Origin of the sequence: Aeromonas sp. ANP5, from assembly GCF_963870295.1 — a bacterium.
Taxonomy (GTDB): Bacteria; Pseudomonadota; Gammaproteobacteria; order Enterobacterales; family Aeromonadaceae; genus Aeromonas; species Aeromonas veronii.
The window spans coordinates 1-14,739 of the sequence record NZ_CAWMRY010000021.1; the positions used below are offsets into that span (position 1 = coordinate 1).

At 58.4% G+C, this 14,739-nt stretch carries 20 protein-coding genes; all 20 read left to right on the plus strand.

Annotated elements, in window-relative coordinates; all coding sequences use genetic code 11:
* Positions 1-74: 74 nt before the first annotated feature.
* A complete protein-coding gene (locus AACT07_RS12805; protein ID WP_069528092.1) occupies positions 75-650 on the plus strand; it encodes a glycoside hydrolase family 108 protein in 576 nt (191 codons plus the stop codon).
* The gene (locus tag AACT07_RS12810; RefSeq protein ID WP_069528094.1) at positions 647-979 is read left to right on the plus strand and encodes a hypothetical protein; all 333 of its coding nucleotides are present in this window, start codon (positions 647-649) and stop codon (positions 977-979) included. Before AACT07_RS12805 ends, AACT07_RS12810 begins: the two co-directional genes overlap by 4 nt.
* On the plus strand, positions 972-1,193 hold the full coding sequence (locus AACT07_RS12815) for a hypothetical protein (protein ID WP_005353373.1): 222 nt from the start codon (positions 972-974) through the stop codon (positions 1,191-1,193). Before AACT07_RS12810 ends, AACT07_RS12815 begins: the two co-directional genes overlap by 8 nt.
* Before the next feature lie 167 nt (positions 1,194-1,360).
* Complete coding sequence (locus AACT07_RS12820) at positions 1,361-1,588, plus strand: TraR/DksA C4-type zinc finger protein (protein WP_083249975.1); 228 nt, start codon at positions 1,361-1,363, stop codon at positions 1,586-1,588.
* 50 nt (positions 1,589-1,638) lie between these two features.
* The gene (locus tag AACT07_RS12825; protein ID WP_069528097.1) at positions 1,639-1,953 is read left to right on the plus strand and encodes a DUF2730 family protein; all 315 of its coding nucleotides are present in this window, start codon (positions 1,639-1,641) and stop codon (positions 1,951-1,953) included.
* On the plus strand, positions 1,950-2,246 hold the full coding sequence (locus tag AACT07_RS12830; RefSeq protein WP_069528099.1) for a VpaChn25_0724 family phage protein: 297 nt from the start codon (positions 1,950-1,952) through the stop codon (positions 2,244-2,246). Before AACT07_RS12825 ends, AACT07_RS12830 begins: the two co-directional genes overlap by 4 nt.
* Positions 2,247-2,260: 14 nt before the next feature.
* Positions 2,261-2,836: a DUF3486 family protein gene (locus AACT07_RS12835; protein ID WP_069528101.1), complete on the plus strand. Its 576-nt coding sequence runs from the start codon at positions 2,261-2,263 to the stop codon at positions 2,834-2,836.
* Positions 2,836-4,395 carry a terminase large subunit domain-containing protein gene (locus AACT07_RS12840; protein WP_069528103.1) on the plus strand — a complete coding sequence of 520 codons (1,560 nt, stop codon included), beginning with the start codon at positions 2,836-2,838 and terminating at the stop codon, positions 4,393-4,395. Before AACT07_RS12835 ends, AACT07_RS12840 begins: the two co-directional genes overlap by 1 nt.
* Positions 4,395-5,978 (plus strand): DUF935 domain-containing protein, encoded by a 1,584-nt coding sequence (locus tag AACT07_RS12845; protein ID WP_069528105.1) that lies wholly within the window; start codon positions 4,395-4,397, stop codon positions 5,976-5,978. The genes AACT07_RS12840 and AACT07_RS12845 overlap by 1 nt, the downstream gene beginning before the upstream one ends.
* On the plus strand, positions 5,978-7,465 hold the full coding sequence (locus AACT07_RS12850; RefSeq protein ID WP_069528107.1) for a phage minor head protein: 1,488 nt from the start codon (positions 5,978-5,980) through the stop codon (positions 7,463-7,465). Before AACT07_RS12845 ends, AACT07_RS12850 begins: the two co-directional genes overlap by 1 nt.
* Before the next feature lie 35 nt (positions 7,466-7,500).
* Positions 7,501-7,701, plus strand: a complete 201-nt coding sequence (locus AACT07_RS12855; RefSeq protein ID WP_069528109.1) for a hypothetical protein — start codon at positions 7,501-7,503, stop codon at positions 7,699-7,701.
* Positions 7,701-8,141 carry a phage virion morphogenesis protein gene (locus AACT07_RS12860; protein ID WP_069528111.1) on the plus strand — a complete coding sequence of 147 codons (441 nt, stop codon included), beginning with the start codon at positions 7,701-7,703 and terminating at the stop codon, positions 8,139-8,141. Before AACT07_RS12855 ends, AACT07_RS12860 begins: the two co-directional genes overlap by 1 nt.
* 185 nt (positions 8,142-8,326) lie before the next feature.
* A complete protein-coding gene (locus tag AACT07_RS12865; RefSeq protein WP_139126503.1) occupies positions 8,327-9,664 on the plus strand; it encodes a hypothetical protein in 1,338 nt (445 codons plus the stop codon).
* A 2-nt stretch (positions 9,665-9,666) separates the two neighbouring features.
* Positions 9,667-10,287, plus strand: a complete 621-nt coding sequence (locus AACT07_RS12870; RefSeq protein WP_069528114.1) for a DUF2335 domain-containing protein — start codon at positions 9,667-9,669, stop codon at positions 10,285-10,287.
* Positions 10,288-10,319: 32 nt separating this feature from the next.
* On the plus strand, positions 10,320-11,534 hold the full coding sequence (locus AACT07_RS12875; protein WP_069528116.1) for a phage protease: 1,215 nt from the start codon (positions 10,320-10,322) through the stop codon (positions 11,532-11,534).
* Between the two features lie 80 nt (positions 11,535-11,614).
* Positions 11,615-12,523 (plus strand): Mu-like prophage major head subunit gpT family protein, encoded by a 909-nt coding sequence (locus AACT07_RS12880; RefSeq protein ID WP_069528117.1) that lies wholly within the window; start codon positions 11,615-11,617, stop codon positions 12,521-12,523.
* 70 nt (positions 12,524-12,593) lie between these two features.
* Entirely contained in the window at positions 12,594-13,055 is a 462-nt protein-coding gene (locus AACT07_RS12885; RefSeq protein WP_069528119.1) for a Rho termination factor N-terminal domain-containing protein, read from the plus strand.
* Position 13,056: 1 nt separating this feature from the next.
* Entirely contained in the window at positions 13,057-13,482 is a 426-nt protein-coding gene (locus AACT07_RS12890; protein WP_041217425.1) for a gp436 family protein, read from the plus strand.
* Positions 13,479-13,925: a phage tail terminator protein gene (locus AACT07_RS12895; RefSeq protein ID WP_069528121.1), complete on the plus strand. Its 447-nt coding sequence runs from the start codon at positions 13,479-13,481 to the stop codon at positions 13,923-13,925. The genes AACT07_RS12890 and AACT07_RS12895 overlap by 4 nt, the downstream gene beginning before the upstream one ends.
* The gene (locus tag AACT07_RS12900; RefSeq protein ID WP_069528123.1) at positions 13,925-14,674 is read left to right on the plus strand and encodes a phage tail tube protein; all 750 of its coding nucleotides are present in this window, start codon (positions 13,925-13,927) and stop codon (positions 14,672-14,674) included. The genes AACT07_RS12895 and AACT07_RS12900 overlap by 1 nt, the downstream gene beginning before the upstream one ends.
* The last annotated feature ends 65 nt before the right edge of the window (positions 14,675-14,739 follow it).

The following is a 14,739-nucleotide window of genomic DNA, read 5'->3' on the forward strand; positions in this document are numbered from 1 at the left end:
GTAACATACCATAAACCCATGCCATACAGGCCCCTCGGTACGCTGCTGATAACGCAGTTCACCGAGGGGCCTTTATGTTATCACTCGCACTTAAATGGCTGCTTCGTCCCGATGTGGAAGGGGGCGAAGTCAACCATCCCGCCGACCGTGGTGGTCATACCAAGTACGGCATTGCCGATACCGCCGATGGCAAGAAGGACGGCATGGCCGACCTCGATCGGGATGGGGTACCCGATATCGCTATCGGTGATCTGACTCCGGCCCATACCGAGCCCTTTTACCGCCAGAACTACTGGGTACCCGCCCGCTGTGACCTGATCGCCAGCTTAAGCCCGGCCCTCGCTATCGCCGTGTTTGATGCAGCGGTGCATCACGGGCCGAAACGCGCCATCCAACAGCTGCAGCAGGTCTTGGGGGTGATGGCTGATGGCCGCCTTGGCCCGGTGTCGATTGGCAGGCTCAAACAGCAACTGGGCACCAAGGGCGAAGGCCCGTTCTTGCTGGCGCTGATGATACAGCGGGCCAGCTTCATGCACGGCATTGTGCGCAAAGACCCGAGTCAATGGGCCAATGCCGATGGCTGGATCAACCGGCTGCTGCGTCTGCAGAGCTACCTCCTTTCCGACGTGGTTGGCGAGGTGGTGGCATGAGCGTGCTGACCATCAAGCAACAGAAGGCAGCGGCCGCGATCCAGGCTGCGGGCTGCTTTGGCATCCCTGAGCTCAAGAACCCCCGTTATCTCGCTTGCTTCAAGGATGGGCGCAAAGCCCATCTCAAGGCAGCTCTGGCCAATCAGATCGCTGACCCGAAGGCGATCCCGCTCTATAGCCACCACCAGACCCGTCAATCCCTGTTCGGCTCTCTGTTGACAAATAAGTGGTGGCGATCGGTGACCGAACTGGATCGCCTGCGGGCCCGTGCCCGTCATTCCCAACCACCGTTATTTCAACCCAAAAAGAAGGAAGCCCATCATGCCTGATTCCCTGTTACCTCAAGCGAAGTCTGCCTTTAAAAGCCGCACCGTGATCGGTGGTGTGATTGCCGTGGGGGCCGGTATAGCGGGCCTGTTCGGTGTGCCGGTCGATGCGGGTACCCAAGCCAGCTTGGCATCCACCCTGGTGGATCTGGCCAGTGCGGTGGGTGGCCTGCTCGCCATCTGGGGCCGCATCAAGGCGACCCATACCGTCCGTTAAAACACTGTTTGAGCCTGTTCCAGTAGGCGTGATTGGCGCAGCCAGTTTGGTCTCGGACAGCGCGCAGAAACCGCAGCGTACACGCAGTACGTGAGGCTTTCGAGCACTGCCCAGGGCCAAAATGGCAAGTGAAATAGCCTAATGGGATGGGCTCCGAGAGAGGTCATGTGACAGACCAAATAGACCGCGCCCAGCAGGCCGATGCCGATCGGACTGGGCGCATTATCGAAGTCCACCAGAATAGGGCAAGGCCACACGGCGATGGTATCTGCTGCGATTGTGACGAAGCCATCCCGACCTCCCGCCTTGTAGCCGAGCCTGGTGCCGAGCGCTGTATCGAGTGCCAGACCCTGTATGAGCGCAAGGAGGCGACCCGTGTGGGATTTCATCGTTAATGGGAACAGGAGGCCGCTTTTATTACCGAGCCAGAGGGAGGGGGTCACTCATGTGGGAATTCATCGTTAAGAACTGGGGGCCTCTTTATGCATTGGCGAGTTTGGTTGGGCTGGTGATCATCATCTTGCTCTCCAAGACCTACGCCAAGCGCGAAGACCTCACAGCCCTGGTGCAGAGAGTGCAGCGGGTGGAGCAGGTACTGGCGGATCTGCCGAGTGAGCGTGAGCTGCACAAGCTGCAGCTGGAGATCAGCGAGCTGAGGGGGGAGTTGCGGGAGGTGAAGCCGGAGCTGCGCCAAGCTCGCCGCCTTGCCGATCTGCTATTGGAAAATGAGCTCGCCGCCGTACAGAAGGAGAAGCCATGAGCATTCAACAAATATTGGACGCCCAGCAGCGGCTGGTGATCCTGCGCTCCCTGCTGGATATCGGTGGTGCCGCCAACGAGTCAATCCTCAATGACTGCCTCGACCAGCTGGGTACCGGTCGGGTGACGCGGGATCGGGTGAAAACCCTGCTGGCCTGGCTGGAAGAGCAGGGGCTGGTGCGCATCGAGCGACTGGCCACTGTGCAGGTGGCTCACTTGACCGGTCGTGGCCAGGACGTGGCAGAGGGCCGGGCAACGGTGCCCGGCGTCAAGAAGCCCAGGGCTGGGGATTAAGGGGAGGATTAAGCATGAGTGATAAACCGACCCGAGGCCGCGCCAGCAAGGTGTGGCTGCTGCCTGAGTCAATCCGCAACGCGCTCAACGAGATGCTGCGGGACAAGGGCAACAGCCAGGCCGACATCCTGGATGAGATCAATGGCCTGATCGAGGAGGCGGGCTTGCCCGATGAGCTCAAGCTCTCCCGCTCCGGGTTAAGCCGTCATGCCAGCCAGGTTGAACAGGTCGGCCAGCACCTGCGGGATTTGCGAGAAACCACGGCCGCCTTGACCTCCCAGCTTGGTGACAAGCCGATGGGGGAGACCACCAAGCTCATTCTGGAGCTGGGCCGCTCCCAGTTGTTCAAGGCGATGCTGGCTCAGGTGCAGAACCCAGAGGAGGCGGTGGATATCGACATGCTGAAGAACGCTATGCTGGCGGCCCAGCGGCTCGAATCGACTGCCATGCAGAGTCATAAGCGGGAGAAGGAGATCCGCCAGGCATTTGCCGAAGAGGTGGCCGCCAAGACCGAAGCGATCGTGACTCAGGCGGGCTTGAGCGGTGAAGCCGCAGCCGAGATACGCCGCGAAATCCTGGGGATTGCCTGATGACCGCCATTGCTCAGACCCCTATCGCCCAGCAGTTGGCCCAGACCCTGGGTACCGAATACAACCCCGACGAGGTGTTGCTGCCGTACCAGCGCATCTGGATTGCCGACGATAGCCCGCTCAAGATTGCCGAGAAGAGCCGCCGTACCGGTATCACCTGGGCAGAGGCTGCTGATGCGGCCCTGACGGCCTCCAAGACCAAGACGGCCGGGGGTTGCCACCACTTTTATGTGGGCAGCAACAAGGAGATGGCCCGCGAGTTTATCGATGCGGTGGCGATGTGGGCCAAGGCGTACAACAAGGCGGCCGGTGAGATCCAGGAGGAGGTGTTCACCGACGATGAGGATAAAGCGATCCTCACCTTCGTGGTCTATTTCGCCTCTGGCTTCAAGGTGCAGGCGCTCTCCAGCAACCCCTCCAACCTGCGGGGGATGCAGGGCAATGTGACCATCGACGAGGCCGCTTTCCACGACCGACTGGCCGAGGTGTTGAAGGCCGCCATGGCGCTGACCATGTGGGGCGCCAAGGTGCGGTTGATCAGTACCCATAACGGCGTCGATAACCTGTTTAACCAACTCATCAACGACAGCCGAGCGGGCCGTAAAGCGTATTCCATCCATACCATCAGCCTGGACGATGCTTGCCGCCAGGGGCTCTATCGCCGGATCTGCCAGGTCAAGGGCGGCCTTTGGACACAGGAAGCCGAGGACGCCTGGAAGGCGGGGCTGCTCAAGGCTACCGCCACTGAAGAGGATGCTCTGGAGGAGTATTTCTGCGTACCCAAGCAGAGCAGCGGCGTCTATATCAAGCGCACCCTGATCGAGCGGGCGATGCAACCGGATATCCCTATTCTGCGCTTTACCGCCCCCAAAGACTTCGAGCTCTCGAGCGAGGAGACCCGCAAAGCAGTGGTGGATATCTGGTGCGAGGAGAACCTCAAGCCCTGTCTGGAAGCACTCGACCGCAGTTGCCGCCATGTGTTGGGAGAGGACTTCGCTCGCAAAGGGGATTTGTCGGTGTTCGTTCCGCTCTCCATCACCACCAACTTGCGCAAACAGGTGCCCTTTGTGGTGGAGCTGGTCAATGCCCCCTATGAGAGTCAGCGCCAGATCCTGTTCTACCTGCTGCAGGGGTTGCACCGTTTCACGGCGGCGGCCTTCGATGCCACCGGTAACGGCGGCTATCTGGCAGAGGCGGCCCGCTTGCGCTGGGGGGCCGGGATGATCGAGTGCGTGATGCTCAATGACCCCTGGTATCGGGAGTGGATGCCCAAGCTCAAGGCAGAGTTTGAGGATGGCAACCTGACCATCCCGCGCCATGCAGACGTGCAGGATGACTTGGGGAAAATCCAGGTCATCAACGGCATCCCCAAGATCGACAAGGGCAAGAACACCGGCCAAGGGGGCCAACAGCGCCACGGCGACTTTGCGGTGGCCTTGGCCATGGCGGTGCGGGCCAGCTGGATGGAGGGGGGCGCCATCGAGTTCACCCCGCTGCCCAACAAGCGCGATGAAGCAAGGGGCGATAACCATCATTCGTTCGAGAGAGGGGCCTGGTAATGGGCAAGATCATCGATATCAACGGCAATCCCCTGCGGCTTGAAAAGGAGCCGCAGACCGAGAACTCGGCAGCGCTGGCCCAGTTGCGCCGTCACTACAGTGAACACCCCACGGTGGGGCTCACCCCGAGCAGGGCGGCCGCAGCATTGAAGGAGGCAGAACAGGGCAACCTGATCGCCCAGTGCGAGCTGGCCGAAGACATGGAGGAGAAAGATGCCCACCTGCAGAGTGAACTCGGCAAACGTCGCCGCGCTCTGTTGGGGGTCAGTTGGGCAATCGAGCCGCCCCGCAATGCCACACCGGTGGAGAAGCGTGACAGCGAGATGATCCGCGAGCTGATTGAGGACTTCACCTGGTTTGATGATGCCATCTTTGACGCCACCGATGCGGTGCTCAAGGGGTTTTGTGCCCAGGAGTTCTGCGGCTGGGAGCTGGTGGAGGGATTGCAGCTTCCCAAGGGCATCATCTGGCGCGATCCCGCCTGGTTTCAGACCCACCCGGACGATCGCAACCAGCTGCGGCTGCGTGATAACAGCTACGAAGGGGTTGCCCTCAACCCGTTTGGTTGGCTGCTGCACAAGGCCAAGTCCAAATCGGGGTATCTGGCCCGCACCGGCCTTGTCCGTACCCTGATCTGGCCGTTTCTGTTCAAGAACTACAGTGTGCGGGATCTCGCCGAGTTTCTGGAGATCTACGGCCTGCCGGTGCGGCTTGGCAAATACCCGGAAGGGGCGACCGAGAAAGAGAAGGCCACCCTGCTGCAGGCAGTGCTCTCCATCGGGCATAACGCCGGGGGCATTATCCCGCGCGGGATGGAGATTGAGTTCCAGAACGCCGCCAGTGGTCAGGCCGATCCCTTTGTGGTGATGATGGAGTGGTGCGAGCGCTCCATGAGCAAGGCCATTCTGGGGGGCACCTTGACCTCACAGGCCGATGGCAAGAGCTCGACCAATGCCCTGGGCAATGTCCATAACGAGGTGCGCCAGGAGGTACGGGATGCTGATCTCCGCCAGCTGGCCGCCACCCTGACCCGCGATCTGGTCTATCCCCTCTATGCCCTGAACGGCAAGAGTTATCAGGGGCCGCGCCGTAGTCCCCGGCTGGAGTTTGATGTGACCGAGCCGGAGGATATGCAGCAACTGGCAGGGCCGCTGCGCACTCTGGTCTCTATCGGCATGAAGATCCCGACCCAGTGGGTCTATGACAAGCTGCAGATCCCGGTGCCCACCGCTCAGGAAGAGGTATTGGCCATTCAGGATAATCGGGGGGCAACAGGGGAGGCGGAGCTCAAGGCTCGGCTGACCCGTCAGGGACTGGTGACACTGGCAGGAAATAAAGCTGCGCAGGGAGATAACAACGATGCCCAGTTGGCCCGGTTGCAGGCCGAGGCTGCCCCTCTGCTGGCGGGAATGACCGATGCTGTCCAGACGCTGGTGATGCAGGCCACTACCCTGGAAGAGATCCGGGATGGCTTGCTGGCACTAGAACCTGAGCTCAGCCATGACGATCTGGGGGCATTGATGGCACAAGCCATCGCCGCCAGCGAGCTGCTCGGCATGCTTGAGATGGAGGAGGGGCGCTGATGCCCGTTCGCTCTTCACCAGTCAGATATGGCTCCTTGCCCTTTGCCGAGGCGATCGCCTTCTTTCGCCAGAAGCTCGATATGCCGAGTGAACGCTGGGCCGATGTGTGGCGCGATGCCCATAACCGTGCCTTTATGGTGGCGGGGACCACCAAGAGGGAGCTGCTGGCTGACCTGCGCGGTGCGGTAGACAAGGCGATCAGTGAAGGGCAATCCATCGGAGCTTTTCAGAAGGTGTTCAAGGAGATTGTGGCCCGCCACGGTTGGGAGCATACAGGCCCGGCGTCCTGGCGTTCCCGCATCATCTTCGAGACCAACCTGCGCCAGAGCTATAACGCCGGGCGTGAAGAGCAGATCCAGCGTATCAAGCACAAGCGCCCCTATGCGCTCTATCGTCATGGGGACTCCGAGCACCCAAGGGAGTTGCACCTCAAGTGGAACAACCTGGCGCTGCCGGTGGATCACCCCTGGTGGGAGACGCACAGCCCGAGCAATGGCTATGGCTGCAAGTGCAAGAAGTTCCTGCTCTCCGAGGCTGACCTCAAGCGGCGCGGTTTGGTGGTGGGCAAGGCCCCGGACGATGGCGAATATGAGTGGGTGGACAAGGCCACCGGGGAGTTACACAAGATCCCCCGAGGTATCGATCCCGGCTTTGATTATCGCCCCCAGACTCCGGCAGAGCTGACCAAGGCGGTGGCCAAGCGCGAAGCAGCCAAGCCTGCGTTGGCCGAACGGCTGCCAGAGCGGATAGTGGAGAGCGCCTTCTCCAGCGTTAAAGGTGTCACTGCACAGGGTTTGAGTGATCTTCTGGCCAAGTTGCCAGCCCCCCAGCGCGAACCGTTGGCGGCGTTCCTCAAGGCGCATCCGCTCAAAACCCTGTTTATCAAGCAGACCGAAATGGGGAAGGGGGCGACCGGGCTCAAGGTTGCCCCGGCTATTGCTGATTACCTGGGCAAAGATCCCTATCTGGTGCGCTCTTTTTACTATTCGCGCCGGGCCAGCAGGGTCAACGGCTTTACCGCAACCAGCTGGGATCATCTGGTTATCAAGGTAAAGGGGGGCGATACTTTGAAGGCGGTGGATATGCAGGCGGTACAAGCAGCGGCTGCCGACGTGCTGACAGATGCCTACGCTAATCGCGGCCCGCGCCAATTGCTGCCAAGAGGCGCCAGTGGTGAAGCCTTGCGCCGTCACTGGAGTGTGTCGGCCAATGTAGGCGATAAACTGGGGGAATCGGCCCAGCGGCTCTCGACCTGGTTGCATGAGCTCGGCCATCAGGTTCACTTCTGGGCCGGGGAGCCGAATCTCACCGGCATTGGCCTGATTACCGAATATGCCGGAACCAATGGCAAAGAGATGGCGGCCGAGGCGTTTGCCGCCTGGGTGCTGGCGAGGGAATCCATGCTGGAGCACTTTCCCGAACTGGCCAAGAGAGTGGAAGCCATGTTGGCCAAAGCTACGGCTGCCACTACCAAGGGCGGCCGCTAGCGGCCCCGGAAATCAAAACATAAAGGAGCGAGATAATGACCTTGCTGGAACAAGCCAGCGCCCTGCTGGCACAGGATTGCCCCTTTACCCTGGCGCAAGCCAAGGCGCTGGATGCCCTGTGTGAGCAAGCCCGTGATGAGGAAGCTGACCTGATGGGGGATCTCTGGGAGGCCGCGATGGCTAATGCAGATGAGGAGGCGCTGCACTATATGACCACCTTTGAGGATGAGTTCTGATGGCCGGTAGCTTTATCGCCATCAGCCACCACGGGGTGGCCGATGCCTTTGATCTGCTGGCCAAGCTCTATCAGAAAACCGGTGACCTGAGCGAACCGCTGGCTGATATAGGGGAAGAGCTGCTGCTGTCTCACCGTGATCGCTGGGATGCCCAAGAGAGCCCGGAAGGGGAGCCCTGGGCCCCGCTCTCGGAGAAGTACCGTGCCCGCAAGCCCCGACATGCCGATGAGGTGCTGCGTTTGAACGATGATCTGCGCGATACCCTCGACTATCAGGTCGAGCCTCAGGCCCTCTACTTCGGTACGCCCATGGTATACGGTGCCGCCCACCAGTTCGGCCGTCCCGAGATCAACCTGCCAGAGCGCCGTGCTCTGGGGCTGTCGGAAGGGGATAAACAGAGCGTGTTGGAGACGTTGGAGGGGTATCTATCAGCGGAGTGAATTTAACTCGTTTTAAGAGCTCGAGGTGATGGGTATGATAAGGTGCATTGGGTAAGGAGCTGCATGTAGTCTTACGTACACTTAAACAGGTTTAAACAGTAGTGTTTGTGGTACGGTAAAGGTATGGCACATCCTTATGCTAGGGCGGTATAGGTTGTATCCCTGGTAAGTCAGAGGGGGATGGTATGAACATAAAAAAACCAACCGGTCAACTCAAAGATACTTCGTTGGAATCAGAGTTGACGGCTTTTCCCCAAGGATCGAATTCATATGAAGATAAAGGAAATGAAGCAAGCGTGATTTCAACTTCAGGTCAAGATCATGCGACACATGATTTTCAACATGGCCAGACTCATCACGAATCTGACTCTTTACCCAACTTATTAGGAGATGAAATAGCCAGTTTTTCAAGTGAATGTGGTGAAGGGGTGATGCGGAGCAATGCCTTGCGGGGAGCTGGCGCGGGTTTAGCTGATTTGAAGAAGCTCAGCGATGCGGCGGAAATCGCTAGCGCATTGAATAAGCACAGTGATGTGATGCAAGTCGCTCAAATGGCTGGCGCGGGTTTGGCTGATTTGAAGAAGCTCAGCGATGCGGCGGAAATCGCTAGCGCATTGAATAAGCACAGTGATGTGATGCAAGTCGCTCAAATGGCTGGCGCGGGTTTGGCTGATTTGAAGAAGCTCAGCGATGTGGCGGAAATCGCTAGTGCATTGAATAAGCACCGTGATGTGATGCAAGTTGCTCAAATGGCTGGCGCGGGTTTGGCTGATTTGAAGAAGCTCAGCGATGCGGCGGAAGTTGCAGGAGCACTGAAGAAGCAGCGTGAAACGATGCAAGTTGCTCAAATGGCTGGCGCGGGTTTGGCTGATTTGAAGAAGCTCAGCGATGCGGCAGAAGTTGCAGGAGCACTGAAGAAGCAGCGTGAAACGATGCAAGTTGCTCAAATGGCTGGCGCGGGTTTGGCTGATTTGAAGAAGCTTAGTGATGCAGCGGAAGTTGCAGGTGCACTGAAGAAGCAGCGTGAAGCTATGCAAACAGCTCAAATGGCAGGTGCAGGTTTGGCTGATTTGAAGAAGCTAAACAATGTCATGGAACTTGCCGGTTCGCTTTCGACTCAGCTAAAGAACTATGATGCTTTGCGTCTGAAACTGTGTGAGTCAGCCAAAATAAGACATGATTTTAATGATAAAGTAATCACTCAGTCTAGGGCTGGTTTCTCTGATGAATATATTGCCCTTCTATCGAGGGTGAAATCCAATGCCGCTATGGTTAATCTAAACGTTGATTGCGTCAAGGATTCATCACCTTTTTACAATAATGCCAAGTTTATCGAATCATTTAAAAATGCAATTGCAACATTTAATATTGCCCCTGCTGGTTCTAAACTTCGCCATCTGAAAAATATGGCATTTGATAATGATGTTGATGCATTAGCCTCTGATTGGTCAAATACGGGGAAAGATTTGCTAGAGGCGTACTACTTGCTTTCATCTAATAATAAAAAATCAGAGGAAGAATAACATTGAGAAATGCTGATACTGAAAATGCAAGAGAGTGTGATAGTGCGCTCAGCATGCTTGTTGAACAAGATGTTTCAAACTCTTCTTGTGTAAACCAAGATGATAGGCAAGATAGTTCTGAGACTAACTTTGGTGTTGAGGAAAATCAAGACCAAGATGTTGCGCAGTCTTTAGCTGCACTCCAATTGATATTACAAGAAATGCCAGAAGACCTTTTAATACAAGAGGTAGCCAGTCGCGTAGAAAAAGAGCCTTTTGAGAATGTTCCTAGAATGGTTCGCCAAGTTAGCGCGTTTCAAGGTCCACTGCCACCACCAGCTATGCTCGCTCAATATGACGATATCTGCCCAGGGCTTGCAGATAGAATTGTTAGTTTGACGGAAAGGCAGCAGGGACATCGTATCGATATTGAAAGTCGTTCTGTGACAGCGTCGATATGGAATGAACGCTTAGGTCAGATATTTGCTTTTATTATTTGTATGTTCACGCTGGTCAGCTCGGTTTGGTTGATTAGTAAAGATTTTGCATGGTCTGGCAGCTTGCTGGCTGGCGGTACGATGACAGGGTTAGCATACATATTTATTACTGGTCGAAAGCAGAATGAAAAATCGGGTGACGAATAAGCTTTAACCCACCATAAACCCCATCTCCCTTCATGCCGCCGCACTATGGCGGCATGAACATATCCAAGACCCCATACTCAGCGCCCTTCGTGGCCATCCTCCAAGCCAACCCCGTCAGCGGCGAGCGGCTGGCGGTGCTCGATGCGCAGCTCACCCCCCAAGGCGATGGCTGGTACCAGCTGCTGCCGGTCGGCCCGTTCAAGGCCCGTGACGGTCGCCCGTTCGATGTGGCGAGTGGTCACTGGCAACTGGACGGACAGATCGCTGCAGCCCTGATTGCCCGTGCCAAAGCGCTCGGGCAAGACATTCTGATCGATTACGACCACCAGACCCTCAAGACTGACCAGAACGGCCAGCCCGCCCCTGCGGCCGGTTGGTACAACAGTGACGAGATTGCATGGCGCGAAGGGCAGGGGCTCTTTATCAAGCCACGCTGGACGGAGCGGGCTGCTGCCCTGGTGGCTGCCAAAGAGTACCGATTCCTTTCTGCCGTCTTTCCCTATGACGCCCAGGGCCGCCCGCTGGAACTGCGGATGACCGCCATTACCAATGACCCCGGTGTGGTAGGCATGCAGGCGCTTGCCGCTTTGAGTGCGTTACCAGCATCAAGCTCTACCCAACCCGGCCAGCTGGCCACCTCATCCTATGTTGCACAACAGGAGAAATCCATGAACGAACACTTGATCGCGCTGCTCGGCAAACTCGGCATCCAGGCGAGTGCCGATGGCCAGTTTACCGCCGAGCAGGGGACTGCCGCTCTGGCTGCTCTGGATACCCTGCAGGCCATTGCCAAAAAGGCGCCGGAGCTGGAGGCAGCTCTCACTGCTGAGCGCACCTCGCTGGCCGCGCTCAAGGCGACCGTCGCCACAGGGCAGGGTGGCCAGATTGATCTGGCCAAGTATGTACCGGTGGAGACCTATAACGCCCTGGTGACGGAAGTGGCCACCTTGAGCGCCAAGGTCGAGACCACGGATGCCGCGACCTTGATCAAGGAAGCCCGTACCCAGGGCAAGGTGGTGGCAGCAGAAGAGGAGTATTTGACCGCCTATGCCGCCCAGAAAGGGGTGGCGGCCCTCAAGGCGTTGCTGGAGCCCCGTCCGGCGATTGCCGCCCTGGCCGCCAGCCAGACCACCCAAGTGACCCTGCCCGAGAAGAAGGGAGAGGCTGTGCTCTCGGCGGACGACAAGTATGCCGCCGATCAGCTCGGCATTTCCTATGAAGAGTTTGCCAAGGCAAAAGGCCGGTAGGTTCGATTAGCCGCGCAGCGGCGTAATCGGACGAACGCGACCGCCAGACCAACCTGTTTAACCAGAGAAGGAACACCCGTATGGCCATGATTACCCCCGCGCTGTTGCAGTCCCTCTTCACCGGCTTCAAGAAGAACTTTGAAGACGCCAAGAGTGAAGCGCCTGCCCAGTACACCAAGATCGCCACCGTGATCAAATCGACCACCAAGTCCAACACCTATGGCTGGTTGGGCAAGTTCCCCAGTCTGCGCAAGTGGGTCGGTGATCGGGTGATCGAGTCGATGAAGGCGCACGGTTACCAGATCGTCAACGAAGACTTCGAGGCCACTGTGGCTGTCGATCGCAACGATATCGCAGATGACGAGCTGGGTATCTACGCGCCGATGTTTGCCGAGATGGGCCGTTCGGCGGGCATTCACCCCGATGAGCTCTGTTTCGGTCTGCTCGGTGCTGGCTTCACCACGCCTTGCTATGACAGCCAGTATTTCTTCGACACCGATCACCCTGTCTATCCCAAGGCCGATGGTACCGGTACCCCTGTAATGACTGCCAACGTGGTGGTGGATGCCGGTTACTCGGGGGAGCCCTGGTTCCTGCTCGATACCAGCCGCGCCCTCAAGCCGGTCATCTTCCAGGATCGCAAGTCACCGGAGTTGGTCGCTATGACCAAGATCGATGACGAGGCGGTATTCACCCGCAAGGAGTTCCGCTACGGGGTCGATTGCCGTGATGCCGCAGGCTTTGGCTTCTGGCAACTGGCCTTTGCCAACAAGCGGGCGTTGACCCCCGACAACCTGTGGGATTCCTTCTCCAAGATGCGGGAGTTTCAAGCCGATGGTGGCCGCAAGCTCGGGGTGAAAGCCACTCTGCTGGTGGTACCGCCCTCCCTTGAGAAGCTGGCGACCCAGATGCTGGAGCGAGAGCTGGCAAACAGCAGCAGCAACGAGCTGAAAGGCAAGTTGGAGCTGGTGGTGGCTGACTACCTCTAACCCTGTGTTGTGGCTGTTTAACCCCCGGTTTAAACAGCCTCTCTATCAGATACGACGAGGAAAACATGAGATGGAACAAGAGATGGAACTGGCTATTCGAGTGGGGATTACGTCAACAGTTCGTCAGGTCTATTTTCGCGCGGGCCTGCCGATTGTACCGGGCAAGTCTGAGATGGTTGTGTCGCCTGAGCAGTGCGCGACCCTGGAGAACGACCCGCGTCTGGTGGTCGTCCGGTTGGCTGAAGACACCAGCCTTCAGGCAGGTGATGCACCATCGGCGCCTGGGGATCTGGACGCAACACTGGGCGTCCTGACCGGTTCGGGCTATCTGGCAGGGGTGGCCACCTTGGCTGGCAAGGTTACGCCGCTGGCCGAGATGAAGGTCGATGAGCTACGCGAGCTGGCGCTGCAGATGGGTATCCCGGAGGCGGCCAAGCTCAAGAAGGCCGAACTGGTGACAGCGATCGCCGCGACCGAAGTGCAATACCCGGTCAAGGATGAGCAGTCATCTGGTCAGAACGGAGAGCAGTGATATGTATGCCAGCGTCAATGACATGGTGATCCGCTTTGGCGAGGCCGAGTTGCTGCGCCTGGCCATGACGCCGACCGGTGAGCTGGATCAGGCGGCCATCACCATCGCCCTGCAGGATGCCGGAGCCTTGATCGATGGCTATCTGGCGGGTCGCTATCCCTTGCCGCTGGCCCATATCCCGAGTGCTCTGGTACCTATCTGCGCCGATATCGCCCGTCACCGTCTCTATGGTGAACAGGCCCCGGAGCAGATAGCCAAGCGCAACGAGGCGGCCCTGGCCTTTCTGAAATCGGTTGGCAAGGGGGAGCTGGCGCTGGGGTTGGCATCCGATGGCGCCACCCTGGAGAGCCAGAACCTGGCTCAACTGCAGTCGGATGGGCGCGTCTTTGGCCGGAGTCAGGGGCGCGACAAGGGGGGCTTTCTATGAGCCAACCCGCCAACCAGTCTGGTACCGAACTCGACTACCTGCAGGCGGGCGAGCGGCTGCGTGAGCTGCTGACCCCCCTCAAACCTGCGGGGCTCAAGGAGGTGTTTGTGGCCACCGATGTGGCGGCCATCGCCAATCTGGGCCAGCACAGTCCGGCGGTGCATGTGGTCTATCAGGGCGAACGTGAGAGCGAAGGCACCCAGTCAGGCCGGGCCAGCAGCTTTGATCAGCTCTGGTTGCTGGTGCTGGTGCATCGTGCCAGCCCCAAGGAGGTCAGTGCCGGAGTGTGGCTTGCCCGCATCCTGCAGGCCGTCAGTGGGCGAGCATGTGGGGACAGTACCTTTCGCCGGGTCACTCCACCGGTCAAACCCAGTTACAGCGGCGGTGCTGCCTATCTGCCGCTTGCCTTTACTACCCGAGTGAAATTCAAAGGAGAGCGATGATGAGCGAAACACTGCACCTGGAAGGGGATCTCTTTATCGAGACCTTTGCCAACGGGGTCTCGGCCGGGGTGATTGGCCCCATCGATGTGGATAGCCTGGAAGTGAAACCCGACAGCCAGAAGATCTCGATTCCCAGCAAACGCAAGGGGCAATATGGCCAGGCGCGTGAGAACTACCACATTCCCAAGCCTGCCATGGTCACCATCAAGACCACCGAGATCCCGCCCGTGCTGCTGGCTGCCGCCTTTATGGGTCTGGAAAGCCCCATCAATCAGGGGGCCGGGACGATGACTGATCTGCAGGTTGTTTTGCCCGCCTGGCCGAAGTGGGCACAGCTGGGCAAAAGCAATATTGCCGCAACCGGCCTGGCTATCAAGGAAGGGGCCACTGCGCTGGTGGTGGGTACCGATATCGAGGTCAACTATGCGCTCGGGCTGGTACGGGCGGTGAAAGGTAGCTCGGTATCCGATGGCGGTAGTCTGACGGTCAGCGGTACCTATAATGCTGTGACCGGTACCCGCATCGCGGGTAACATCCAGCCGGAGATCAAGGCGCGGCTGTTGCTCGATGGCCGCAGTATTGTCAGCGGAGAGGCCATCAAACTGACGGTGCCCCGTGCCAGCTTGTCCCCCAAGAAGGCGGTGGACTTTATGAGCGACAAGCCCATCGAGATCGAGCTGGAGGGAGAGCTGCTGGCCGTGGATGGTGAAACCGCCCCCTTCTATGTGGATCGGCCGGTGACGGTGTGACGTTTGGGGGGCAGGGGAATGAAAAACGGCGGGGAGGCTCGCCGTTTGTCTTCTTTGAACCATAT